General features: G+C 61.5%; 12 protein-coding genes. 7 read left to right on the top strand and 5 right to left on the bottom strand.

Going from position 1 to position 24,927, the window contains the following annotated elements; all coding sequences use genetic code 11:
- Positions 1 to 32: 32 nt before the first annotated feature.
- On the bottom strand, positions 33 to 2,897 hold the full coding sequence (locus AC0Z42_RS11525) for a TonB-dependent receptor (RefSeq protein ID WP_485468356.1): 2,865 nt from the start codon (positions 2,895 to 2,897) through the stop codon (positions 33 to 35).
- 217 nt (positions 2,898 to 3,114) lie between these two features.
- Positions 3,115 to 5,760, bottom strand: a complete 2,646-nt coding sequence (locus AC0Z42_RS11520; RefSeq protein ID WP_485468355.1) for a TonB-dependent receptor — start codon at positions 5,758 to 5,760, stop codon at positions 3,115 to 3,117.
- A gap of 710 nt (positions 5,761 to 6,470) precedes the next feature.
- Here AC0Z42_RS11520 and aroG point away from each other — a divergent pair.
- The gene (gene aroG, locus AC0Z42_RS11515; RefSeq protein WP_485468354.1) at positions 6,471 to 7,535 is read left to right on the top strand and encodes a 3-deoxy-7-phosphoheptulonate synthase AroG; all 1,065 of its coding nucleotides are present in this window, start codon (positions 6,471 to 6,473) and stop codon (positions 7,533 to 7,535) included.
- 73 nt (positions 7,536 to 7,608) lie between these two features.
- Here aroG and AC0Z42_RS11510 read toward each other — a convergent pair whose 3' ends face one another.
- The 3 genes from AC0Z42_RS11510 to AC0Z42_RS11500 form a co-directional block, all read right to left on the bottom strand.
- Positions 7,609 to 10,260 (bottom strand): TonB-dependent receptor, encoded by a 2,652-nt coding sequence (locus AC0Z42_RS11510; RefSeq protein ID WP_485468353.1) that lies wholly within the window; start codon positions 10,258 to 10,260, stop codon positions 7,609 to 7,611.
- A gap of 336 nt (positions 10,261 to 10,596) precedes the next feature.
- The gene (locus tag AC0Z42_RS11505) at positions 10,597 to 13,266 is read right to left on the bottom strand and encodes a TonB-dependent receptor (protein WP_485468352.1); all 2,670 of its coding nucleotides are present in this window, start codon (positions 13,264 to 13,266) and stop codon (positions 10,597 to 10,599) included.
- A gap of 141 nt (positions 13,267 to 13,407) precedes the next feature.
- Positions 13,408 to 16,185 carry a TonB-dependent receptor gene (locus AC0Z42_RS11500; protein WP_485468351.1) on the bottom strand — a complete coding sequence of 926 codons (2,778 nt, stop codon included), beginning with the start codon at positions 16,183 to 16,185 and terminating at the stop codon, positions 13,408 to 13,410.
- 622 nt (positions 16,186 to 16,807) lie between these two features.
- Between AC0Z42_RS11500 and AC0Z42_RS11495 the strand changes: the two genes are divergently transcribed.
- The 6 genes from AC0Z42_RS11495 to AC0Z42_RS11470 all read left to right on the top strand — a co-directional run bounded on the left by AC0Z42_RS11495 (position 16,808) and on the right by AC0Z42_RS11470 (position 24,744).
- Positions 16,808 to 18,637: an ABC transporter substrate-binding protein gene (locus tag AC0Z42_RS11495; protein ID WP_485468350.1), complete on the top strand. Its 1,830-nt coding sequence runs from the start codon at positions 16,808 to 16,810 to the stop codon at positions 18,635 to 18,637.
- Between the two features lie 28 nt (positions 18,638 to 18,665).
- Positions 18,666 to 19,604: an ABC transporter permease gene (locus AC0Z42_RS11490; RefSeq protein WP_094445700.1), complete on the top strand. Its 939-nt coding sequence runs from the start codon at positions 18,666 to 18,668 to the stop codon at positions 19,602 to 19,604.
- A 9-nt stretch (positions 19,605 to 19,613) separates the two neighbouring features.
- On the top strand, positions 19,614 to 20,726 hold the full coding sequence (locus AC0Z42_RS11485; RefSeq protein WP_485468349.1) for an ABC transporter permease: 1,113 nt from the start codon (positions 19,614 to 19,616) through the stop codon (positions 20,724 to 20,726).
- A 9-nt stretch (positions 20,727 to 20,735) separates the two neighbouring features.
- Positions 20,736 to 22,427 (top strand): ABC transporter ATP-binding protein, encoded by a 1,692-nt coding sequence (locus AC0Z42_RS11480; RefSeq protein WP_485468348.1) that lies wholly within the window; start codon positions 20,736 to 20,738, stop codon positions 22,425 to 22,427.
- A 26-nt stretch (positions 22,428 to 22,453) separates the two neighbouring features.
- The gene (locus AC0Z42_RS11475) at positions 22,454 to 23,416 is read left to right on the top strand and encodes a DedA family protein/thiosulfate sulfurtransferase GlpE (protein WP_485468347.1); all 963 of its coding nucleotides are present in this window, start codon (positions 22,454 to 22,456) and stop codon (positions 23,414 to 23,416) included.
- Positions 23,417 to 23,727: 311 nt separating this feature from the next.
- Complete coding sequence (locus AC0Z42_RS11470; RefSeq protein WP_485468346.1) at positions 23,728 to 24,744, top strand: glucokinase; 1,017 nt, start codon at positions 23,728 to 23,730, stop codon at positions 24,742 to 24,744.
- Positions 24,745 to 24,927: the final 183 nt, after the last annotated feature.

The raw sequence follows: 24,927 nt of genomic DNA, 5'->3' as shown, positions 1-24,927 counted from the left end.
TGACCCCAGCCCTCATTTGGGTTAATGATGGCTTAAAACTTGTACTTCAACCCCGCACTGATAAACCTTCCCGCCGCACCCGCATAATCGAGCGGGTTGTAACCGGTCGCGCCATACGTCAGCGGATCGAGCGGGGCGACCTTGTCGAACAGGTTCTGCACCGTGGCAAATACTTCCAGCTGTGGCGTGGCCAGCCAGCGCCCTGTCAGGTCCACGCTGGTAAACGAGGCGATGCGGCAGCCGCCAGGCGCGTCGCTGCCGTTGGCGTAGTGGGTGGCGCAGCCGTCGGGATCGTTCTTGAACAGCACGTTGTCCAGCGGCGCGCGGTAATTGACGTTGGCCGATACGCGCCAGTTGCGCCGTTCCCAGGTGGCGCCCAGGTTGACCCGGTCGTCCGGCGTGCCCATGCAGTTCGAGACGTCGCAGTTGCCGTGCGTGCCTGCAAAATCGCGCTCTGTGCCGTCGCGCTCGGTACGCAGCCATTTGAACAGATGCGTCCATTTCACGTCGAACACCAGGTTACCCATGTCATTGCCCAAGGTAAAGCGCTGGCGCGCATCGAGGTCGATGCCGCGCACCTTGGTTTGCGCCGAATTGACATAGCTGGCCAGCACGGCCGTGATCGCGCCCGGGTCGCCGGGAATACCGGTGGCGGTGGACGGGTCGCGCGCCACGTTGCCGGCGGCAATTGCAGTGTCGGTCTGCTCCTGGTTGATTTCGTTCTTGCGGCGGATCTGCCAGAAATCGACCGATACGCTGGTGCGTGGCAGCGGGTCCCACACGGCGCCGATCGAATGGCTGCGCGAGCGCTCGGGCGACAGGTCCGGGTTGGGCGAGGTGATCACGGCGATCGAGGCCGGGTCGCACGCCACTGCCACCCCCAGCGCACAGCGCACGGGATCGGCGGCGGTGGCAAACGCGGCCAGGCCGCCGACGCCGTTTTCAGCCGCGTTCGGCGCGCGGAAGCCCTTGGCAAAGGTGCCGCGCAGCGCCAGCTGGCGCACCGGCGTCCATTTCGCGCCCACCTTGGGCGTCCAGGAGTTGCCGATGCTGGTGAAATGGTCGGCACGCATGGCGGCCGACAATTCCAGGTTGGCCAGCACCGGCGCCAGCACCTCCGCATACACGGCCGAGGCCTTGCGGCTGCCGCGGTAGGCGGAGTAGCCCAGGCCGATGATATTGCCGCTCTCGGTGCCGGCAGTCGGTTCCAGCCGCGTCGATTCATGACGGAACTCCGCACCGACCGCCACGCCCAGGTCCCCGCCCGCCAGCTTGGCCATGCTGCGGCTGGCCTTGAAGTCGATCTGCGCGATGCGCGTGCGCGCGTCGTTCGAGATGGTCGGCGACAGCGCCGCATACAGCTCGGCCGAATTGAGGCCGGCGTTTTCCGCGATGCGCCACACGCTGCCGGGCGGCAGGGCGGCGTATCGCGGGTTGGCGCTGGCAGCCGCCACATTGGCCGCGCTGGGGTTGAGCAGGGCAAAGGCAACGTCGCGCTGCAGGTAGCCGCGGCGGTCGTTGGAGACCTTGTTTTCCGAGTACAGCAGTGCGCTGTCGATATCCCAGCCGGCGGCTGTGCCCTTGATGCCGGCAACAAAACGGCTGAACGTCGATTCGATGTCCGATACGCGCGGGCCGACGTCGGCGGCCAGGTAGCGCAGGCGCGCCACGCTGCCGAAATACGGGTTGTCGGGATGGGCGGCGCCCAGCGCCACGGCCGCATTGCTGACGGGACCACCCGGATAGCCGACCGAGCCGCTGATGGTCGATGGCGTGGTGCTTGAGGTCGATTCGCTGTGATATAGGTTCAGCTCGGCATAGGTTTGCAGCGCTGGCGTCATCTGCCACGTACCGCGGCCGAAGAAGTTGATGTTCTTCTGTTTCGGCTGAATCTGGCCGTATTGCTGCGCGGGGTCCGTCAGGCAGCCGCCGCCCGGGTCGCCCTGTGGCTGATTGGTGAAATTGCCGCAGGCGGCGCCCGGGAATGTGCGCGTAAAACCGGCGCCGGCCAGGTTGCCGCGGTTGTAGTAGTCGAGCGTGGCCGGGTTGCGCACATTGCCGTTGACGGCGCTGCCGGCCGCATTATTGGTGGTGATGGCGCCGGCGCCGCTCAATGACTCCTGCGCGCTGAAGCCCAGGTCGCGCAGGTCGCTGCGCCCGACCGCGCCACGCCCGGCGCGGTCGCGGTGCCAGATGACCGCCTTTTCGCTGTATTCGAGGTTCAGCAGCACGTTGTAGCGGTCGTTGTCGAGGTCGCCGAAGCCGTGCGTGATGGCGGCGCGCGCATCGCGCCCGTCCCAGTCGCGGGTCTTGCCATAGTTGCCGCGCACGGTGGTGCCCTGGAAGTCGCGCCGCAGAATCACGTTGACCACGCCGGCAATCGCATCGGAACCGTAGATGGCCGAGGCGCCGTCTTTCAGGATTTCCACCCGCTCGACCGCCTCCAGCGGGATGATGTTCAGGTCGGCAAACACCTTCTGGCCATCGTCGGCCAGGCCGTACGGTGCGACCCGGCGCCCGTTGAGCAGCACCAGGGTCGATGAAGTGCCCAGGCCGCGCAGCGAAATGCCGGATGCGCCCGAGGCAAAGCCGCCGCCAAAGGTGGTCGGCACCGAGCCCTGGTTGTCTACCGCCAGGGTTTGCAGCAGTTCGGCGACGCTGGACTTGCCCGACCGTTCAATATCGGCCGCGTTCAGGGTTTGCACCGGCGACGCCGTTTCAGCCTCGGCGCGGCGGATATTGGAGCCGGTGATTTCAACGCGGGCGATGGGCGCCGCATTTTGCGTGTCTTGCGCCAGTGCTGGCGAAACGGGCAGGGCAAACAGGGCGCTGGCCAGTGCCAGGCCCAGCGGTGGTGGCGGGAAGGAAAGCGGACGTACGGACAGGTCGTGGATCATGCTGTTCTCCGAAAAAGGTCCGACGGGAAAAACCGTCGATGCGCCTTGAGTTTCGGTGGCGCGGCCTGTCGGGGATTCGATCTGCATCAGTTGTACAGGGCTTGACCTGTGCATATTGTGTGATATGTGGCGCCTCGGCCACGACGGTCACAGCCGTAGTCACAAAGAAAATGCCCGCAAGGCAAGACCTGGCGGGCATGGCGCTGTATCAGCCTGATCAGAACTTGTACGACGCCTTCACGTACAAGGTGCGGCCCAGCGGGTCGGTGTAGCGCGGATCGTAGCCGGTCTGGAACACCGTGCCCTGGTTGGTGAACGGCGGGTTCTTGTCGAACAGGTTTTTCACGCCGACCGTGATATCGGTGTTTTTCCAGCCCGAATACGCGCCCGACAGCGAGAAGGTGGAATACGCTTTCACGTTCTGTTCATAGTCGGCGTCCACATAATTCTGGTCGCGGTAGCCGCTCATGTATTTGTTCGACAGATTGGCGCTCCACTTGCCCAGCGCCCACGTCAGCGAGGCATTGTGCTTCCAGCGGAACACCGGATTGTTGTCGGCATATACGCCGACGTTCTGAATATAGGCGCCACCGGTTTCGTTCTGGTATTCGTAGTTGTGGACCCAGCTGCCGTCGAACTGGAAGGTGAAGTTGCCGTAGCTGCTACGTGGCAGGCGCCAGGTGAAACTGGTGTCGATGCCCGAGGTATGTACTTCGCCCAGGTTGTCGAGCACGGCGTTCACATACTGCAGCGTCTTGCCATCGGCCGAATACACAAAGGCCGACTGGTATTTCTCGTAGTTGTCGAACAGCGTCTGTTCGGCCACGGTACCGATCTTGTCGCGGATCTTGATATTGAAATAATCGAGCGACATGGTCACCGAACTGACCGGTTCAAACACGATGCCGGCGCTGAAAGTTTTCGATTTCTCAGGTTTCAGGTTGGTGTTGCCGCCGCTGCGGATATATTGCTGCTGGCCGCAGGCGACGTTCGGGTTGGCGCCACCGACGGCCGTGCCGCCAGGGCACAGCACCGGATCGTCATACGAGTTGCCGGTGAAGGTCGAGGTGGCCGGGCCGTGCAGGTCATACAGGGTCGGCGCGCGAAAACCCGTGTTGTACGAGGTGCGCAGCAGCACCTGTTTGCTTGGTTGCCAGCGCAGGCCGACCTTCGGGTTGAAGCTGCCGCCAACGTCGTTGTAATGGTCGTAGCGGGCCGCCAGCGACAATTCCAGGTCCTTGTGCAGCGGCACGCTCAGCTCCGAATAGACGGCGGCGATATTGCGCGAGCCGGCCTGGTCCTGGGCGTCGGCGTAGCCCGAGCTTTGCGCCTGCGAGGCCAGCGCACGGTTGACGTTGTATTCGGCTTCGTCATGGCGGAACTCGGTGCCGACGGCAAAGCCGACCGCGCCGGCCGGCAACTGGTAGATTTCGCGGCTGACCTTGGCGTCGACGCCGGTGCTGGTCATCTTCGCGCTCAGGTATTCGCCGCGCAGCTGGGCCGCGTCGAGGTAGGCCGCGCCAGCTGCCGATTGTTCGCCGAACGGGTTCAGGGTGCCGTCGAGCACGCCGGCTTTCACCTGGCTGTCATTGGTATAGCCGTTGACAAAGGCGCTGGCGGCCTTGCTGATGGAATACGTCAGGCCCACGTTGTAGTCCCAGCCGCCTATCAGGCCCTCGGAGGCCAGTACCAGCCGGTCCGAGGTGCTGGTGTCGAAACCGGTGCGCTTGCCGGCCGCCACGGTGCGCCAGTTGAGCGTCAGGTCTTCGCCGGCCAGGCCCGCCACGCCCGGCACGCTGCCGTTGCCCGGATAGTAGGGGCTGGCCGAGGTCATGGCAATCCCGGTCAGTGGTGACGGTGCGATGTTGCTGGTGCTGGTGCTGCGTGTATGCAGGTATTCGACGGTGGCGATATTGTCGGCGCTGAGCTTGAAGGTGGCCTTGCCCAGCAGGGACTCCTGTTTGGTTTCCGGAATGTCGTCGATATACTTGACGGTATCGGTGCGGCAGGTGCCGCTGGCGGTGGTGATCAATCCCGTGCCGGGGCAGTTGGCCGCCGCGTAAGGATTGCCCGTCAGGCCATTGTCCGAATAGAAGTTGGCCGGCTGCGAAGTGCCGCTGCTGTTGTCGACGCCGCGGCCGGGAATCACGCTGGTGCTGGAAAACGCGCGCGAGGTGGCCGAGAGGGCCGACTGCTTGTGCACGTCGGCCACGCCAAAGAAGTTATAGCCGTCGGTGGCCAGGTTGCCGAAGCCGCCTGACAGGTTGATGCGCGATTCTTCGCCGCCGCCGCTTTTTGTCGGCGCGTAGTGCTCGACGCTGACGGTGGCGCCCTGTACCGAGCGCTTGGTAATGAAGTTGATCACGCCGCCGATGGCGTCGGTGCCATAGATGGCCGAAGCGCCGTCACGCAGCACTTCGACCCGGTCCAGCGCCGACAGCGGGATGATGTTCAGGTCGACCGCCGCGCCGTTGAACGGGTGGCTGGCGATGCGCCGGCCATTGAGCAGCACCAGCGTCTTGTCGCTGCCCAGGCCGCGCAGGTCGGCGCTCGACATGCCGCCGGTGCCGGCGCCGACCGACTGGCTGCTGCCAACCGAACTCTGGTTCATCGGAATGGTGTTCATCACTTCCTGCGCGGTGGTCAAGCCTTGCTTGATGAAGTCTTCCGCCTTGATCGAGGTGATCGGCAGCGCCGTTTGCGATGACAAACGCTTGATGCTGGACCCCGTCACTTCCACTTTCTGCATCTCGCCGTCGGCATCGCCGGCCAGCGCCTGCGCCTGGACGGCATGCGCGCCCAGCGCCAGCGAACCGGCGAACATGAGGCGCAGGGATCGGGACAACACGCTTTCTATCATCATGGCTAACACTCCTGAGGTAATTCTTGAGTTTGATTGTTCGGCTAGGCGGATACGTCGCCGATGCGATGTGCCTGCCATCCTCCTGGGATAGCGAGCGCAGCCATCAAAACATGTGAAAAGTGACGCAGCAATGACCAGAAAATCAAGTGTGGAAATGAACAACAGTCACCAAGCATCACAGATGTAAAGATGCTTCCGTGCGTCATCGCCTGCAGGCGGCAGAAACATGTGCTTGTGGCTGGCGGCTGGCGCTGGGGGCATGCGGTGCGCAGGGTGACTTGAATATGTGATGCACAACGCTTACATTTGGACACAGTTCACCGGTTTCCAGGCTGGCATGCGGCTGCTGGCGACAATGTAAAGTTAGGTAAGGAACGGGCGAGGGGGCGGCGGTGCGCAACTTTTTGCGGTTATATGCCCACTTTGCCGCCTGAAACGACGGCCATCTGCGGCTTTGCCGACAAATATGCTTGCCAAGCTTTGCCGTATGGGTTTATAGTCGGTCATCACTTACGGATCACTCGCATGTTCGCTCGCCACTTTTTTACCGCCTATTTTTACTTTAGCAATTCCAACCCAAAGGCGGTGGAGTAGCGGTCGGTTCACGTAGCAGCAAAAACGAGATCCCAGCAAATTCTAAAAAAACCGCCACTGATGGCGGTTTTTTTTTACCCAGATGTTTTACCCCTGTTCAAATTTTGGAGAAAATAATGCCCCGCACCGATGATTTGCGTATTCGCGAAATGAAGGAATTGACTCCGCCGTCCCACCTGATCCGCGAATTTGCCTGCTCGGAAGCTGCCGCCCAGACCGCCGCGGATTCCCGCGTGGCGCTGCACCGCATCCTGCATGGCCAGGACGACCGCCTGATGGTGGTGATTGGCCCTTGCTCGATCCACGATACCAAAGCGGCGATGGAATACGCGCGCCTGCTGGTCAAGGAACGCGTGCGCTTTGCCGGCGAGCTGGAAATCGTCATGCGCGTGTATTTCGAAAAACCGCGCACCACCGTGGGCTGGAAGGGGCTGATCAACGACCCGTACATGGACAACAGCTTTCGCATCAACGACGGCCTGCGCATGGCGCGCGAGCTGCTGCGCGACATCAACGAACTGGGCCTGCCTGCCGGCACCGAATTTCTGGATGTGATCAGCCCGCAATATATCGCCGACCTGATCAGCTGGGGCGCGATCGGCGCGCGCACTACCGAGTCGCAGGTGCACCGCGAACTGGCGTCGGGACTGTCCTGCCCGGTCGGCTTCAAGAACGGCACCGATGGCAATGTGAAAATCGCTGTCGAAGCGATCAAGGCCGCCTCGCAGCCGCACCATTTCCTGTCGGTCACCAAGGGCGGTCACTCGGCCATCGTCTCGACCAACGGCAATGAAGACTGCCATATCATCCTGCGCGGCGGCAAGCTGCCCAACTATGATGCGGCCAGCGTGGAAGAAGCCTGCAAGGCGATCGCCGCGCAAGGGCTGGCATCGCGCCTGATGATCGACGCCTCGCATGCGAACAGCTCGAAAAAGCCGGAAAACCAGGTGCCCGTCTGTGCCGACATCGCCGCGCAAGTGGCCGGCGGCGACGAGCGCATCGTTGGCGTGATGGTCGAATCGCACCTGGTGGCAGGGCGCCAGGACCTGGTGCCTGGCAAGGAACTGGTCTACGGCCAGTCCGTGACGGACGGCTGCATCGACTGGAGCGCCAGCGTTGCCGTGCTGGAAAACCTGGCAGCAGCGGTCAAGCAGCGCCGCTTGCAGGGCGACAAGGAATAACCGTTCTCCACAAGGGAAAAGCCCGGAAAGCGTGAAGCTTTCCGGGCTTTTTTATGCATGCACTGGTATCAGCTTAGAACTTGTACGTAGCGCGTACGTAGAAAGTACGGCCCAGCGGATCGGCAAAGCGCGGATCGTAGCCGGTCTGGAACGTGCCGATCTGGTTACTGAACGGTGGATCTTCGTTCAGCAGGTTCTTCACGCCCACGGTCAGTTCCGTGTTCTTGAAGCCCGAGTAGGCGCCCGACAGCGACCAGACCGAGTAAGCCTTCACGCTTTGCTCGTATTGCGTGTCGACATAGTTCTGGTCACGGTAGCCGCTCATGTACTTGTTCGACAGGGTGGCGTTCCATTTGTCCAGGTTCCATTGCAGGGAAGCGTTATGCCTCCAGCGGAATACCGGTGCGTTGTCGCCATACACGCCGACGTTCTGCACGAATTCGCCGCCGCGCTCGTTCTGGTATTCATACTTTTTGACCCAGGTGCCGTCAAAGTTGAAGGTGAAAGTGCCGTACTGGCTGCGTGGCAGTTTCCAGTTCAGGCCCAGGTCGATGCCCGAGGTATGCATTTCGCCGAGGTTGTCCAGGGTCGCCACCACGTAGTCGAGCCTGGTGCCGCCGTTCGAGTAGATGAAGTTGTCCTTGTACTTGTCGTAGTTGTCGAACAGCGTCTGCTCAGTCACGGTGCCGATCTTGTCGCGCAGCTTGATCTGGAAGTAATCGAGCGACACGGTCAGGGACTTGACCGGCTCGATGACGATACCGGCGCTGAAGGTCTTCGATTTTTCAGGGCCGACGTCCGGATTGCCGCCCGAGCGGATATATTGCTGCGCGCCGCAGGCCACGTTGCCGTTGGCGCCAGGAATAGGAGTGCCACCCGGGCACAGGCGCGGATCGTCATACTGGTTGGCGGTAAAGGTCTTGGTTTGCGGGCCATGCAGGTCATACAAGGTCGGTGCGCGGAAGCCCGTGTTGTACGAGCTGCGGAACAACACTTCGCTCGTTGGCTGCCAGCGTACGCCCACTTTCGGGTTGAAGCTGCCGCCGACATCGTTGTAGTGGTCATAACGCGCCGCCAGCGACAGTTCCAGGTTCTTGACGACAGGAACGCTCAGCTCGGAGAAAATCGCGCTGATGGTGCGGCTGCCGGACTGGTCCAGCGCTTCGGCGTAGCCGGAGCTCGACGCCTGGCCGGCCAGGGCGCGGTTGACACTGTATTCGGCCTTGTCCTTGCGGAACTCGGTACCGACGGCGAAACCGACGGCGCCAGCTGGCAGGTTGAACAGTTCGCGGCTGATCTTGGCGTCAATCGCCGTGCTGGTCATCTTGGCGCTCAGGTACTCGCCTTTCAGCACCGAGTCGTTCAGGTAGGCCTGGCCGGCGGCGCTCTGCTCGCCGAACGGGTTCAGCAGGCCACTGCCGATGCCATCAATGATGCGCTGGTCGGCCAGGTAGCCGCCGGTAAACGCGCTGGTGGCCTTGCTGATCGAATGGCTGAGGCCAGCGTTGTAGTCCCAGTTGCCGATCACGCCTTCGGACGCCAGCACCAGGCGGTCCGAAGTGCTGGTGTCAAAGCCGCTGCGCTGGCCCGAGGCCACCGGACGCCAGCTGATGTCCAGGTCTTCGCCGGACAGGCCGGGTACGGCCGGTACGCCGGCGCTGCCGCCTGGATAGTAAGGCGAGCTGGACGACATCAGGATGCCGATGTTCGACATCGGCGGTGGCGAAATGCGTGCTTCATTGGTGCTGCGCGCATGCAGGTATTCCACGGTCGCCAGGTGATCCTGGTTCAGCTTGAAGCTGGCCTTGCCGAGGAACGATTCCTGCTTGGTCTTCGGAATTGTCTGCATGTACGGCGTCACGTCCATCGCGCAAGTACTCTTGCCCGAGGTGTTCTTGTACAGGTTGGGGCCGACGCAACCGGCGCCAAACGCCGGGTTGCCCGACACGCCATTGCCGGTGTCGTAGAAGTTGGCCGGGAAGGTGGTGCCGCTCAGGTTGTCGACACCCTTGTTCGGGATATAGCCGCTGGCCGAGAAATCGCGGTCGCTGGCGTTCAGTGCCGACTGGCGATGCACGTCGACCACGCCGAAGACATTGAAGCCGTCCTTGTTCAGGTCGCCATAGCCGGCCGACAGGTTGATGCGCGACTCGTCGCCGCCGCCCGATTTTTGTGGTTCGTAATGTTCGACCGTGACCGAGCCGCCCTTGACCGAGCGTTTGGTGATGAAGTTGATCACGCCGCCGATGGCGTCGGTGCCATAGATGGCCGAGGCGCCATCGCGCAATACTTCCACCCGTTCCAGGGCCGAGATCGGAATGATGTTCAGGTCGACGGACGAGCCGTTGAACGGATGGCTGGCAATCCGGCGCCCGTTCAGCAGCACCAGGGTCTTGTCGCCACCGATGCCGCGCAGATCCGCCTGCGACTGGCCACCGGTGCCGGAACCGACCGACTGCGAGCTGCTTTGCGTGCTCTGGTTCATCGAGATCGTCGACAGCACTTCCTGCGCCGTCGTCAGGCCCTGCTTGGCGAAATCATCGGCCTTGATCGAGGTGATCGGCAAGGCTGTTTCCGAGGCCAGGCGCTTGATGCTGGAACCGGTGACTTCCACGCGCTGCATCGGCGCTTCTGTTGTTTCTTGCGCATACGCTGCATGCATGCCGAGGGCAATACTGCCGGCGAACATCAGGCGCAGGGTGCGCGACATTACATTTTCGACCATTCTCTGAAATTCCTTGTTTTTGTGATAAAGGCAGCAATTATTTTGAGATAACTGGTTGCTTAATAATAATTAATTTTCTTTAATTCAATTCGGCCAATGAAAATTCGGAACATTTTCAGGCCCGCCATCAAAACATTCATGTCATAAATTGTCAATTTCACTTAATATTTTTGGATAAAACGCAACATATTTTTGTTAGTTTTACATTGCTTCAGCAATAAAGTATCGAGTTCGCTTGTCAAGCGTGCCCAGCGGCGTAAAATAAAACGGCGCTCAGCATCGCTGCTGGCGCCGTCCCGTGGTGCATCCCTTCCGTGTTGTTTCTGTCCTGCTCCCTTAAAACGTATAGCTGCCGCGCAAGTACCAGGCACGGCCGACCGGGTCCGTATAGCGCGGGTCATAGCCTTTCTGGAACAGCGTGCCCTGGTTCGAGAACGGCGGTTCGCGGTCGAACAGGTTTTTCACGCCCGCCGTCAGCAGCCAGCCCTGGCGCGCATAGCTGCCCGACACATTGATCAGGCTGTAGGACGACACATCGTGCCGGTATTGCTCATCGACGCTGTTCTGGTCGGTATAGCCAGACTTGTACGCTTGCGTCACCGTGGCGCCCCAAGCGCCCAGGCGCCAGTTCAGGGTGGCGGTGTGCTTCCAGCGAAACACAGGATTGTTGTCCGCATAGCGGCCCACGTTATGGATGAATTCGCCATCGCGCTCGTTCTGGTAGTCATACTTGTGAATCCAGGTGCCGTCGATCGAGGTGCTCAGTTCGCCATACGCGCCGCGCCAAAGGCGGGCGTTGAGGCTGACATCGACACCATCCGTCTTCACCTTGCCCAGGTTGTCGTTCAGGTCGAGGATGGCGTTCGGCGAGCCATCGGGGTTGCGCAGGAACAGCGCCTGGTATTTTTCATAGTTGCCGAATATCGATTGTTCGGGCAGCGAAGCAATCTTGTCTTTCAGGTGGATGTTCCAGTAATCAAGCGCGACGGTGACCTCGCGCACCGGTTCGAGCACCACGCCGAAGGCAAAGGTCTTCGATTTCTCCGGTCTCAGGTTTTCATTGCCGCCTTGCAGCTTGTACTGCTGCAGGTCGCAGTCGCGCAGGGGATTGGCGCCCGGCTGCGGCACGCCGTCCGGGCACAAAATCGGGTCGTCATAGCTGTCGTTGGTGTCGTTGCGTGACGGCGGCGCATTTTTCTCGAACAGGGTCGGCGCGCGAAAGCCCGTGCTGGCCGAGCCGCGCAGCACCAGTTTGTCGCTGGCCTGGTAGCGCAGGCCGATTTTCGGATTGGTGGTGCTGCCCACATCGCTGTAGTGGTCGAAGCGCGCCGCCAGCTGCACTTCCAGATTCTTGATCAAGGGCAGGTTCAATTCGCCAAACACGGCTTCGATATCGCGCGCGCCGTTTTTTGACAGCGAACCGGACAGGCCCGAACTGCTGGCCTGGGCGGCGATCTCGCGGTCGACATTGAATTGTGCTTTCTCGCGCCGCAATTCGGCGCCCAGCGCCAGGGCCAGCGGGCCGCCCGCCAGCTGCATCAGCTCGCGGCTGGCTTTCGCATCGATGCCGGTGGTGGTGACCCTGGCGTTCTGTACCTCGCCGCGCAAGGCGGTGCTGGCCAGATATTGCCTGCCTGCCGCATTCTGTTCGCCAAACGGGTTGAGGATGCCGCTCAGCACGCCGGCGGCAAACGAGGCGTCCTGTACATAGCCGCCCGTAAAATCTTCCGACGAGCGGCTGATGGCGCGGCTCACCGCGCCCTGGTAATCCCAGCCTGCCAGCGCGCCTTCCAGCGCCAGCACCAGGCGGTCGCTCTTGCCGCGCGAGTCGATCTGGCGCTGGCCCGCTTCCACCGGGCGCCAGTTGACGCTCAATGGCTGGCCCGACAGGCCGGCCTGGGCCGGCACGCCACCGGCGTTGCCCGGATACCATGCGCTGCTGGCCGGCAGCACCAGGCCGATTTGCGGCGGCGGCGCCGTGCGCGCCCTGACCTTGTTTTCGGCGTGCAGGTATTCAAGCGTGGCCAGGTGGCCGCCGCCGAACTTGACGCTGCCCTTGCCGAACAGCGCCAGTTGCCGCTGCGCCGGCAGGTCGTCGATCTGTCGCGTGTAATCCTGGCGGCAGGTACCGTTGGCGGCAGCCACCGACAAGGGCGGCAGGCAGCCGCTGGCCGCATACGGATTGCCGGCCAGGCCAGCGCCGCCATTCGCGGCAGCGTCAAAATAATTGCCGGGAAAGCTGGTGCCGCTGGTCACCGACAGGCCCCGGCCGGCATTGATGCCGCTACTGGAAAAGGCGCGCTGCTGCGAGCTCAAGACATCCTGCTTGTGATAGTCGATTACGCCAAACAGGTTGTAGCCGTCGGTGCCCAGCTGGCCGATGCCGGACGACAGGTTGAGGCGGCGCTCGTCCGCACCCGCATGCTGCGGTGCGACGGCTTCGGCCGTGATATTGGTGGTGTTGACCGAGCGTTTGGTAATGAAGTTGATCACGCCGCCGATGGCGTCGGTGCCGTAGATGGCCGAGGCGCCGTCGCGCAGCACCTCGACCCGTTCGAGCGCGGCGATCGGAATAATGTTCAGGTCGACGCTGGCGCCGTCATACGGATGGTTGGCGATGCGCCGGCCATTGAGCAGCACCAGCGTCTTGTCGCCGCCCAGGCCGCGCAGGTCGGCACTGGCCTGGCCGCCTGTGGGCAGGCCGCTGGTATTGCCGCCGACGGCGTTGCCGCTGCCCATGCTCGACGCATTCGAGGGGATTTTACTCAGCACTTCCTGCGCGGTGCTCAAGCCCTGCCTGGCGAAATCCTCGGCCTTGAAAATGGATAAAGGCGTGGCTGTTTCCGATACCAGCCGCTTGATCGAGGAACCGGTCACTTCCACCCGCTGCATGGCCGGCGCGGTGGTGTCGTCGGCCGTTTGCGCCAGCGCGGCCTGGCTGCTTGCCGCCAGCATGGCCGTGCACAGCAGGCGTAAAGAGGGCGAGGGGGTGTGTTTGCATGTCATGCGACTCTCCTGGTGCGGGTTGTCGGCCGGATGGCCCAGAGATGACTTTTAACAGCCGCGACAACAGGAGGACTTGCGTTTACGCAATAAAAAAGGCGGTGATCGCTCACCGCCCCGAGGCTTGTTGCTGATGCCAGGAACTTAGTTGAAAGTGTAGCTGGCGCCCAGTTTGAAGTAGCGGCCGATGGCGCCGCTGGCGTCCATCGGGTTGTAGCTCATGCCGCCATATGTCAGCGGGTCAAGCGGTGCGATCTTGTCGGTCACGTTGTTGATCGATGCATACAGTTGCACGTGCTTGCTGACGTTCCAGCGTGTCGACAGGTCGAGCGTGGTGAACGAGGCCAGTTTGCAGCCATTCGGTGCATCGGCACCGCTGGCCAGGTGCGAGGCGCACAGGTCACCGGAGAACAAGACGTTTTTCATCTCCGAACGGTAGTTCACGACGCCACTGAGATTCCAGTTGCCGATGTCCCACGAACCGGTCAGGTTGATCTTGTTTTTCGGCGTGCCGGCGCAGTTCGACGTGTCGCAGTTGCCGTGCGTGCCGGCATACTGATAGCGTACCGTGTCCGACTCGGCGCGTACCCACGAAGCGACATGGGTCCAGGTCAGGCCGAACATGGCGCGGCCGTAGTCGCCGAGGCGCACGCGCTGCTTGATGTCGAGGTCGACGCCCTTGATTTCCGTGAAGCTGGAATTGCGGTACGGCGCCTTGGTGATCAAAAGGGTACCCGTGCCTGGCACGACCACGCCATTGACGGTCAGGTTGTTGTCGGCGCGAATCGCGGTCGGCAGGGCGGCGGCCTGGTTGTACGGCAGCGGGTTGATCTCGTTTTCACGCTTGATCTTCCAGCCGTCCAGCGACAGGCTGGTGCCATCGAACGGATCCCACACCAGGCCCAGGGTGTAACCCTTCGATTGTTCCGGTTTCAGGTTAGGGTCGCCGATCTTCACGGCCGCCACGGAAGCGGCGCAATCGGTCGACGTCGCGCCGGCCAGCGGCGTGCCGTTCGGGCAGCGGATCGGATCGCGCACGGTCGAGGTGCCGGTCGATTGCGAATCGGCATTGCTCTCGGCAGGACCTGGCGCACGGAAGCCTTCCGAATAGGTGCCGCGCAAGGCGAAGGTTTTCAATGGGGTCCATTTGGCGCCCAGTTTTGGCGTGGTCGACGAGAAACGGTCGTATTTGTCGTAACGCACCGCGCCCGACAGTTCGACTGTCTTGATCACCGGCGCCAGCACTTCCAGGTACACGGCCGATACCTTGCTGTCGCCCTTGGCCGCCACATAGCTGGAGTTGATCTGCCCAGTTTCGGTACCGGACAGCGATGGGTTGTCCAGCTTGTCGCGGCGGTGCTCGGCGCCCACGGCCAGGCCCATCGCGCCACCCGGCAGCTGCATCAGTTCGCGCGTGGCCTTGAAGTCGACGATATCGAGCTTGGTGGTCGAGTCCGAGGTGGCATTGGTCACCATCGCCGCGTACAGCGAAGCGGGATTCTTGCCGGCCTGCGCACCGATGTAGTACGGGAAGTACGGGCTGTTCGGATTGCCCAGTGCGTCCTTGACGACCGCCATGTTGAGCATGTTGCTGTAGTCGAGATGCAGCTTCGACTCCGAGTGCGTATAGCCGGCGTCATAGTCCCAGCCAGCAGCCGTGCCCTTGATGCCCAGCACGATGCGGTTGAACTCGTTGTTGGCCTGGCGCGTGCTGGCGCCAGCGTCGAATGCCTGGTAACGCACGCGCACTGGCACGCCGTACGGATTTTGCGGATGGTTGGCGGCCAGCACCATGGTCGTGCCGGCGCCCGAGCCGTAGTTGATCACGCCGTTGGGATTGGAGGCGTTGGGTGGAAAGGCGATGGTCGGCGTGATCGATGGCGGGATCAGCGTAAATGCGGTGTCGCGTTTCGAGTAGCCCGCTTCCGCATAGACCTGGGTGTCGGCATTGACTTGCCAGGTGCCGCGCGTGTACAGGTTGATCGAATCGATTTTCGGTTGCATCGAACGGAACTGGTCATGGTGCCAGACGCAGCCGCCCTTGGGATCTTGTGGCGAGGATGCCGACAGCGTGGCGCAGCCTGGCAGCGACACGTAGTTGAGCGTATTCGGATCGCGGATCAGGCCAGCCGGCGAGGCATTCGCATCGTTGGTGCCATTGATGTAGCCACCCGCAAACTGCGTGCCGATCGGGTAGCCATACGGGCGCAAGTCGGCCTGGCCGATCCATTTGCGGCCGGCGCGGTCACTGTTCATCAGCATGTCCGACTTGCTGTATTCGGCATTGAAGACAAAGTTGTATTTGTCGTTTTCCAGGTCGCCTTTGCCGAAGGTCATCGAGGCGCGGTGCTGTCTGGCGTCGCTGTCGCCGGAAATGCCGGTATCGGCTTTCAGGGCCACGCCCTGGAAATCCTTGCGCAGGATGATATTGACCACGCCGGCGATCGCGTCGGCGCCATAGGTCGACGAGGCGCCGTCTTTCAGGATTTCGATCCGTTCGACGATTTGCATCGGCACGGTGGACAGATCGGTAAAGCTTTTCTGGCCATCATCGGCGCGTGCAAACGGCGCCATGCGGCGCCCGTTCAGCAGCACCAGGGTCGAGGTGGCGCCCAGGCCGCGCAGCGAAATCGCTGTCGAGCCTGCGGCAAAACCGTTGCCGAAACCGGTAGGCAGCGAGCCGGCGCCGTCGGCGGTCAGCGTTTGCAGGTATTCGGCCACGGTGGCCTTGCCCGATTTCAGCAAGTCGTCACGACTGATCACTTGCACGGGCGAGGCCGTTTCTGCGGTCGCACGTTTGATGCTGGAGCCCGTTACTTCAACACGCTGGATGCTGGCGTCCTGTGCCATTGCTGGCGCCATCAGGCCCAGGCTGAGCACTGCAACGCTGCCCGAAAAAATCAATCGTACGGAGCGGGACATCACTGTTTCCATCATCATTCTCAACTCTCCTGAAGGGTCACTGACCGGCCGATGTAAGGCCGAGTTTTGCTTTGTTATCAATCATGACTGCTGCGTCGGCAGTCGTTAATGTTGCATGGCATTTTTTAAAATGCCGGGAGTCATCAGACCACCTGGCGAGAAGCCCTGTCAACGGAGCGCGATGCAGATTCATCGCGGAAACAACAGGAAAGTGTGAATATATTTTCATTTTATTTTTTACAATGTAGGGAATGTTGCAGTGCGATGCAGGGTTACGCTCACCGGCCAGGAATTCTTTTCATTCTTGCATGTAAGGGTTACTACATAGGCGCGATTTTGCCCGGCAGGTCTTTAATTGTTGCAGTGCGCAATATTCGCCCGGCAGGCTGCCAGGCGGGATTGGCCATTTGCTGCGGCAGTGCGGCTTTTTGCCTGGCAGGCACAATATGCGTTATCGTTACGCGTTTTTCGCACAGTTAGCACGGTCGCTGCGGCGGCTGGGAACAAGGCATAGATCTTGCGTAGATGGACTGGTTTTGGCGGTGGACTCCTGTATCACAGGACGAAGCCAGTACAAGCGCACCAATACGGTGCGACAGATAATCGAGATGAAGGGTATTACATGAAGTCACCATGGATGCGGCGCCTGGCGCTGCTGGCCTGCCTGAGTTCCCTGCCGCTGCTGGCCGCTGCCGACGCCCCAGCGTCCACCAAGCCGGTCAAGACACTGCGCTACATCCTGCCAGCCGCCGAGACCGGTTTTGATCCGGCCACCGCGCGCGACCTGTACTCGAACCACATCACGCAAGCCGTGTTCGATACCTTGTATACCTATGACTACCTGGCGCGTCCGGTCAAGGTGGTGCCGCAGGCAGCCGCGGCCATGCCGGAAGTATCGAGCGACGGCAAGACCTATACCATCCGCCTGAAAAAAGGCATCCTGTACACGCCCGACGCCGCCTTCGGCGGCAAGCGCCGCGAACTGACCATGAACGATTATGTGTATTCGTGGAAGCGGCTGTTCGACCCGCGCCTGGCCTCGCCGCACAGTTGGCTGTTCGAAGGCAAGATCGTCGGCCTCGACGACGTCGCAAAAGAGGCGGCCAAGACCAACAAGTTCGACTACAGCAAGAAAGTGGCGGGGCTGGAAATCCTCGACCCCTATACCTTGCGCATCACCCTGACCAAGACCGATTTCAATTTCCCGATGATCCTGGCCTATGTGCCGACCGCTGCCGTGGCGCGCGAAGTGGTGGAAAAATACGGCGACGTGAAGGGCGAAGTCGGTTCGAACCCGGTCGGCACCGGTTACTACACCCTCGGTGAATGGACGCGCGGCAACCGCATCGTCCTGAATAAAAACCCGCAGCACCTGCCCGAAACCTGGAACTTCCTGGCCGGCGACGATCCCGAAGACCAGCGCATCGTGCGCCAGATGCAGGGCAAGCCGATTCCCGCCATTGACCGCATCGAGATCACCGTAATGATCGAAGACCAGTCGCGCTGGCTGTCGTTCCAGAGCGGCGGCACCGATGTGTTCTGGCTCGATGGTCCCCTGGCGCCGAAAGCGCTGCTGAACGGCAAGCTGCGTCCCGAGCTGGCCGAGAAGGGCGTACAGCTGTCGCGCCTGCTCGACCCGGAGATCAGCTATTACTACTGGAATATGGAAGACCCGGTACTGGGCGGCTTTGGCAAGGAAAAAATCGCCCTGCGCCGCGCGATCGCCATGGCACACAATATTGACGAAGAAATCCGCATTATCTGGAACGGCCAGGCCAAGCGCCTCGACTATCCGATCCCGCCAGGCGTGGTCGGCTACGATCCGCACTACAAGAGCCTGCTGCAATACGACCCTGTGCTGGCCAACAAGCTGCTCGACAAGTTCGGCTACAAGAAGGGCGCCGACGGCTGGCGGACCTTGCCGGACGGCAAGCCGCTGGTGATCCGCTACGCCTCGCGCAACGAAGCCAATGGCGTGCTGCAGGCCGAAATGTGGCGCAAGACCTATAACTCGCTGGGCATCCGCATGGAAAACGACCGCATGATTTTTTCCGACATTTTAAAAACGGAAAAGCAGTGCAAGATGCAGACGCGCACCGCGCCATGGCTGGCTGACTACCCCGACGGCGACAACTTCATGCAGCTGTTCTATGGCCCGAACACGCACCAGAACAACAATGGCTGCTACCAGGACCCGGACTACGACAAGTGGTATGCGGCCAGCCAGGCCATGCCGGCCAGTCCCGAGCGCGGCGCGCTGTACCATAAAATGGCGCGCCGCCTGGAAGTCAACGCCGGCGCCCTGATCGGCTATGCGCGCTACCGCAACATGCTGGCGCAAAAATCGGTGCTGGGCTACAAGAAGCATCCGATCCTGTTCCAGGAATGGGCCTTTATGGATATCGACAGCAACGGCGCACCGGTTCCAGCGCCAGCGCCAGCGGCCAAATAAACGCAGCTTATAACGCTAGGGAATCATTATGTTTGCTTATATCCTGCGCCGCTTGTGGCAGATGCTGCCGACCATGCTGGGCGTGGTGCTGCTGGTGTTTATATTGTTCAACTGGGTCGGCGGCGACCCGGCCTATATCTTGGCCGGCAAGATGTCGAGCGCCGAAAGCATCGCCAATATCCGCCGCCAGCTCGGTGTCGACCAGCCGTACTACGTCCAGCTGTGGATCTTCATCAAGCAGATCGTCACGTTTGACTTTGGCCAGAGCTGGGCCACCGGCGAAACCGTGTCGCATATCATCACCTCGCGCCTGGGCCCGTCGATGATGGTATTGATACCGCTGACGGTGCTGGAAACGTTTTTCGGCGTGGCGCTGGCGCTGGCCATCGCTTTTGTGCGCGGCTCGCTGACGGACCGCGCCGTGATGATCGCCTGCACGGTTGGCATGTCGATCTCCATCCTGGTGTACATCATCGTGTTCCAGTACGGCTTTGCCTACAAGCTGGGCCTGTTTCCGGTGCAGGGCTGGGGCGACAGCTTCTGGGAAAACCTGCTGCGCTATTCGACCTTGCCGATCCTGATCGGCCTGGCCGTCTCGATTGCGCCGACCCTGCGCCTGTTCCGCACCTTCGTGCTTGACGAAGCGAACCAGGACTATGTGCGCACGGCGCGCGCCAAGGGCCTGAAGGAAGGGCGCATCATGTGGGTCCACGTACTGCGCAATGCGGCCATTCCCATCATTACCTACGTGATGTCGAACCTGCCGGCGCTGCTGATCGGGGCCTTTTTGCTGGAGCGCTTTTTCGGCATCCCCGGCATCGGGCGTGAAGTGATCCTGGCGGTCGAGCGCAGCGATTTTCCGGTGATCAAGGCGATCACCGTGTATGTTGCCGCCGCCACCATGCTCTTCAACCTGCTGACCGACCTGATGTACCAAGCGGTCGATCCACGTGTCCAACTGAAGTAGAAAGTGACGATGTCGAAACCTCATACATCGCCGGGCCTGTGGGCCCTGGCGTGGCGCCGTTTGCGCGGCGACAAAATCGCAATGGTATCGCTGGCCGTGGTCGGCGCGTTTTTCCTGCTGGTGCTGGCGTCAAGCGGCGGCCTGGTGGGGGCAAACTGGGAAGATGAAGTGGCCGTCAGCTATGCGCCGCCGACCTTTGCCGGCGCCGATCCGGTCGTCGCCGGTATCGACGGCGCGATTCCCGTGACCGACGAGCGCAGCCTGCCGACGCCGGTCAATGTGCTCGATCCGCTGGCCGACGATATCGCCGAACTGCGTGCCCAGATGGGCAGCAACCCATCGGCCGGCGTCGAGATGTACGGCGTGACGGACCCCTTGGCCGACGAGTTGACCGCCTTGCGCGGCAGCATGGGCAAGACCAAGAAAGTGATTGCCCACAAGGCCACCACCTTGCCGTTCGGCGCCGACAAATGGGGCCATGATGTGCTGCAAAAAACCATCAAGGGCGGCGAAACGTCGATCGTGGTGGGCCTGGTGGCGGCCTTGCTGGCGGTCGTGCTGGGCACGATCTTCGGCGCCGTGTCCGGCTACTTTGGCGGCCTGGTCGACGATTTCTTCAACTGGTTCTACAGCATCTTTACCTCGATTCCGTCGATCCTGATGATACTGACGGTGGCCGCCGTGCTGCAGCAGAAGGGCGTGCTGACCATCGTGCTGATCCTGGGGCTGACCGGCTGGACCGGCCCGTACCGCCTGATCCGCGCCGAATACATCAAGCACAAGGCGCGCGAATACGTGATGGCGGCCGACGCGATTGGCGCTTCGCACTGGCGCAAGATGTTCTCGCATATCTTCCCCAACGTCAGCCACGTGGCGCTGGTGCAGATGTCGATTCTGGTGGTGGGCTTTATCAAGGCCGAAGTGATTCTGAGTTTCCTCGGCTTTGGCGTGCCGGTCGGCACCGTCTCGTGGGGCAGCATGCTCAACGAGGCACAGAATGAACTGATCCTGGGCAAATGGTGGCAGCTGACGGCCGCTGCCACGGCGATGGCCGTGCTGGTGACGGCGTTCTCGCTGTTTACCGATGCCTTGCGCGATGCGCTCGACCCCAAAGTGAAATAGGAGTTGTTCATGGACCAGAATAACCTGTTGGAAGTGCGCGACCTGCGCGTCACTTTCCGTCTCGACAAAAAGACCACGTTTGAAGCCGTCAAGGGCATCTCCTTCAATGTGCCGCGCAACAGCACGGTGGCGCTGGTGGGCGAATCGGGCAGCGGCAAGTCGGTCAGTTCGCTGGCCGTGATGGGCCTGCTGCCGCCGGACAACACCATCATCGATCCGGCCTCCAGCATCTTCTTCGGCGGGCGCGACTTGCTGAAACTGTCGATCGCCGAGCGGCGCAACATGTGCGGCAAGGATATCTCGATGATCTTCCAGGAGCCGATGTCGTCCTTGAACCCGGTATTTACGGTCGGCTTCCAGATCGCCGAAGTGCTGCGCCAGCATATGGGCATGAACCGCAAACAGGCGCGCGCCCGCACCCTGGAGTTGCTCGACGAAGTCGGCATTCCGGACCCCGCCAACAAAATTGACGCCTATCCGAGCCAGATGTCGGGTGGCCAGCAGCAGCGGGTGATGATTGCCATGGCGATTGCCTGCGAGCCGACACTGCTGATCGCCGACGAGCCAACCACGGCGCTCGACGTGACGATCCAGAAGCAGATCATGGACCTGATCGCCGCGCTGCAAAAGAAACACCAGATGTCGGTGCTGTTCATTACCCACGACCTGGGCCTGGTGGGCGAAATCGCCGACCATGTGATCGTCATGCGCCACGGCGAAGTGCGCGAAACCGGCGAAGTGCGCCAGGTGTTCGACGCGCCGACCGACGCTTACACGAAAGCGCTGCTGCATTGCCGGCCTTCGCTGGACGAACGCCCATGGCGTTTGCCGGTGATTGCCGACTATATGGAAGGCAAGGCCGGCCCCGGTGTGGAAATAAAGCAACGCACGCGCGGCTATACGGCGGGTGACGAGCCGGTGCTGGTGGTCAACAACCTGAGCAAGAGCTTCTACATGCGCGAAGGCTTATTTGGCAAGCGCGAGTTCCAGGCCGTCAAGGATGTGTCATTCACCCTGCCGCGCGGCAAGACCCTGGGCGTGGTGGGCGAGTCCGGTTCCGGCAAGACCACGGTGGGCCTGACCCTGCTGCGGCTGCACCAGGCTACCGGCGGCACGGCCATGTTCCATGGCAAGGACTTGATATCCATGCCGAACAAGGAGTATTTGCCGTATAAACGCCGTATCCAGATCATTTTCCAGAATCCGTACGCGTCGCTGAACCCGCGCTTTACGGTGGGGCAGATTTTGCTCGAACCGATGCGCATCCACAAGATCGGCGCCAATGACCAGGAGCGCATCGCCAAGGCCTACTGGCTGCTCGACAAGGTCGGCCTGCCGGAACAGGCCTTCCACCGCTATCCGCACGAGTTTTCGGGTGGCCAGCGCCAGCGCATCGCGATTGCACGCTGCCTGACCATGCAGCCGGAAATCTTGGTCTGCGACGAATCGGTGTCGGCGCTGGACGTATCGGTGCAGGCGCAAGTGCTCAATTTGCTGCAGGACTTGCAGGATGAATTCGGCCTGTCGTATATCTTTATTTCGCACGACTTGTCGGTGGTGAAATATATCGCCGACCAGGTGATGGTGATGCATCAGGGCAAAGTGGTGGAACTGGCCGATTCGGACGAGCTGTACCGCAATCCGGTCCATCCCTATACCCGTACTCTCCTCAGTGCCATACCAAGAGGACTGCAAGTGTGAACGTGCTTTTGCGGTAAGATAGCGTCATGCCCAACCTTATCTTTCTGCTCGAACATTACGGTATCCTGATTGTCTTCGGGATCGTGCTGGTGGAGCAGCTTGGCCTGCCGATTCCCGCCTTTCCGATCCTGGTGGTGGCCGGCGCCTTGTCCGTTGATGGCGACATGAACGGCGCGCTGGTGCTGGCGGCGGGCCTTTCCGCCTGCCTGCTCAGCGACCTGACCTGGTTCAGGGCAGGGCGCCATTTCGGCAAGCGCATCTTGCGCCTGCTGTGCCGCATCTCGCTGTCGCCCGACTATTGCGTCAGCCAGACCGAAGACAAATTCAAGCGCTGGGGCCCGAAAGCGCTGATCGTTTCCAAGTTCGTGCCCGGTTTTAATACGATTGCCGCACCGATGTCGGGCGCCATGGGCATCTCCGCTCCCCGTTTTTTTACCTATGCAGGCCTCGGTGGCTTGCTGTGGTGCGGCACCGGCATCCTGGTCGGCGTGATTTTTCACGCCAGCGTGGAAAAAGTGCTGGACTTGCTCAGCACCATGGGCAGCACCGCGCTGCTGGTGCTGGCCACCCTGCTGGGCCTGTTCCTGCTGTATAAATACCTCGAACGCCGCCGCTTCCGCCAGGCCTTGCAGGTCGAACGCATCAGCATCACCGAATTGCTGGACCTGATCGAGCAGGGTCATGAACCGTTGATCGTTGACGCCCGCAGCGCCACGGCGCAAGCGCTGGAGCCTGCCGTGCCGGGCGCCTTGTTCTTCAATGGCAAGGAACCGGTACCGGCCCTGATCGGCCTGGACAAGGATCGCCATATCATCGTCTATTGCAGCTGCCCCAACGACGTGACGGCTGCGCAAGTGGCCAAGCTGCTCAATGAACATGGATTTCACCGCGCCAAGCCGCTGCATGGCGGCCTGGACGCCTGGAACGCCGTCTACCGTTCCGACGCGCCGGCCCCAGCCGGCTTGCTCAACGAAGGCCTGGCTTCCTGAATCTTGTTGTCGGAATTTGGTAGTAATCCTACGAAAACAGGTGTAAATCGTCATCCCGGCACGCGTGGCGCTGGCCTGCCCTTCAAGCAGCAAGCCAGCAACGGCTCTGCTGCTGCGCAACATGCTTTACTGATGTGTGGCGAGTGCGGGTACTTACTTCGATTGCGTGCCTGGTGACTGCCTGTCGTATTTGGAGTGGAACTACCGATAAATGCGCCTTTTGATGTACTTAAACTACAAACTTTGCTTGCATCGAAGCTCCTTCATCCTTTAAGCTTGGCGTCCCACGCGTCCCACTTATACTTACAATCATGAGCGCACCTATTCCCGCATTGCCTGATTCCGCCTACGCCGATGGCCCGCGCCTGCTGGCCGATGTCGGTGGCACGAACGCCCGTTTCGCCCTGGAAGTTGCTGCCGGCCAGATCGGCCACATCGAAGTATTGCCTTGTGCCGACTACCCCAGCCTGTCCGCCGCGCTGAAAGCTTACCTGCTCTTGCCGCAAATCGCCGCCGCCGGTGGCCAGGCGGTGCGCCACGCCGTGATCGCCATCGCCAATCCGGTCGCCGGGGATTTTCTCAGCATGACCAACCATCACTGGTCGTTCTCGATCCGCGCCATGCGCGAAGAGTGTGGTTTCGCCACCCTGGACGTGGTCAACGATTTCACCGCACTGGCGCGCGCCGTGCCGATGCTGTCGAGCAGCGAAAAGCACCAGGTGGGCGCCGGTACGGCCCGTCCGAACACCGCCATTGGCCTGATCGGCGCCGGCACGGGCCTGGGCGTATCGGGCCTGATCCCGTCGCACGGCGGCTGGATCGCGCTGCAAAGCGAAGGCGGCCATGTCAACTTCGCGCCCTTCAATGAGCTCGAAGTGTCGATTTTGCAGTTTGCCTGGCGCGAATTCGAACATGTCTCGGCCGAGCGCCTGATTTCCGGCGATGGCCTGGAACTGATCTACCGCGCACTGGCCGACCGTGCCGGCGTGCCTGACGAAAAACTGCCGGCCGCCGAAATCACGCGCCGTGCACTGGCCGGCGAATCGCAGCTGTGCGACGACGTCATCGAAGCGTTCTGCTGCATGCTCGGCACGGTGGCGGCCAACGTTGCCGTGACCCTCGGCGCGCTGGGCGGCATCTATATCGGTGGCGGCATCGTGCCACGCCTGGGCGCGCGCTTTGACCGCTCGGGTTTCCGCGCCCGTTTCGAGCGCAAGGGCCGCTTCGCCAATTATGTGTCGCAGGTGCCCACTTTCGTGATTACTGCACAATACCCGGCCTTCCTCGGCACCTCGGCCATCCTGGCCGAGAAACTGTCGTCACATTAAAGCGGACTGGGCTGTCGCGTTTACGCCGGGCAAAATGCTGTTTTGCCCGGTTTTGCGCTTTTCCGCTTTTTATCAGGTACAATTGGCATCGTTGGATGAAACGACGGCTGTCGCTCAACTGCCCGGAGCATCGTTTCATTGCTGGTTATTTAAGGCCAGCGCCATGGATCGCAGGATTTTTTC

This window comes from Janthinobacterium sp. 1L-D-8-B-C4, assembly GCF_057291295.1.
The sequence above is the reverse complement of the archived record's forward strand: the minus strand, read 5'-3'. Positions and strand labels throughout refer to the sequence as shown.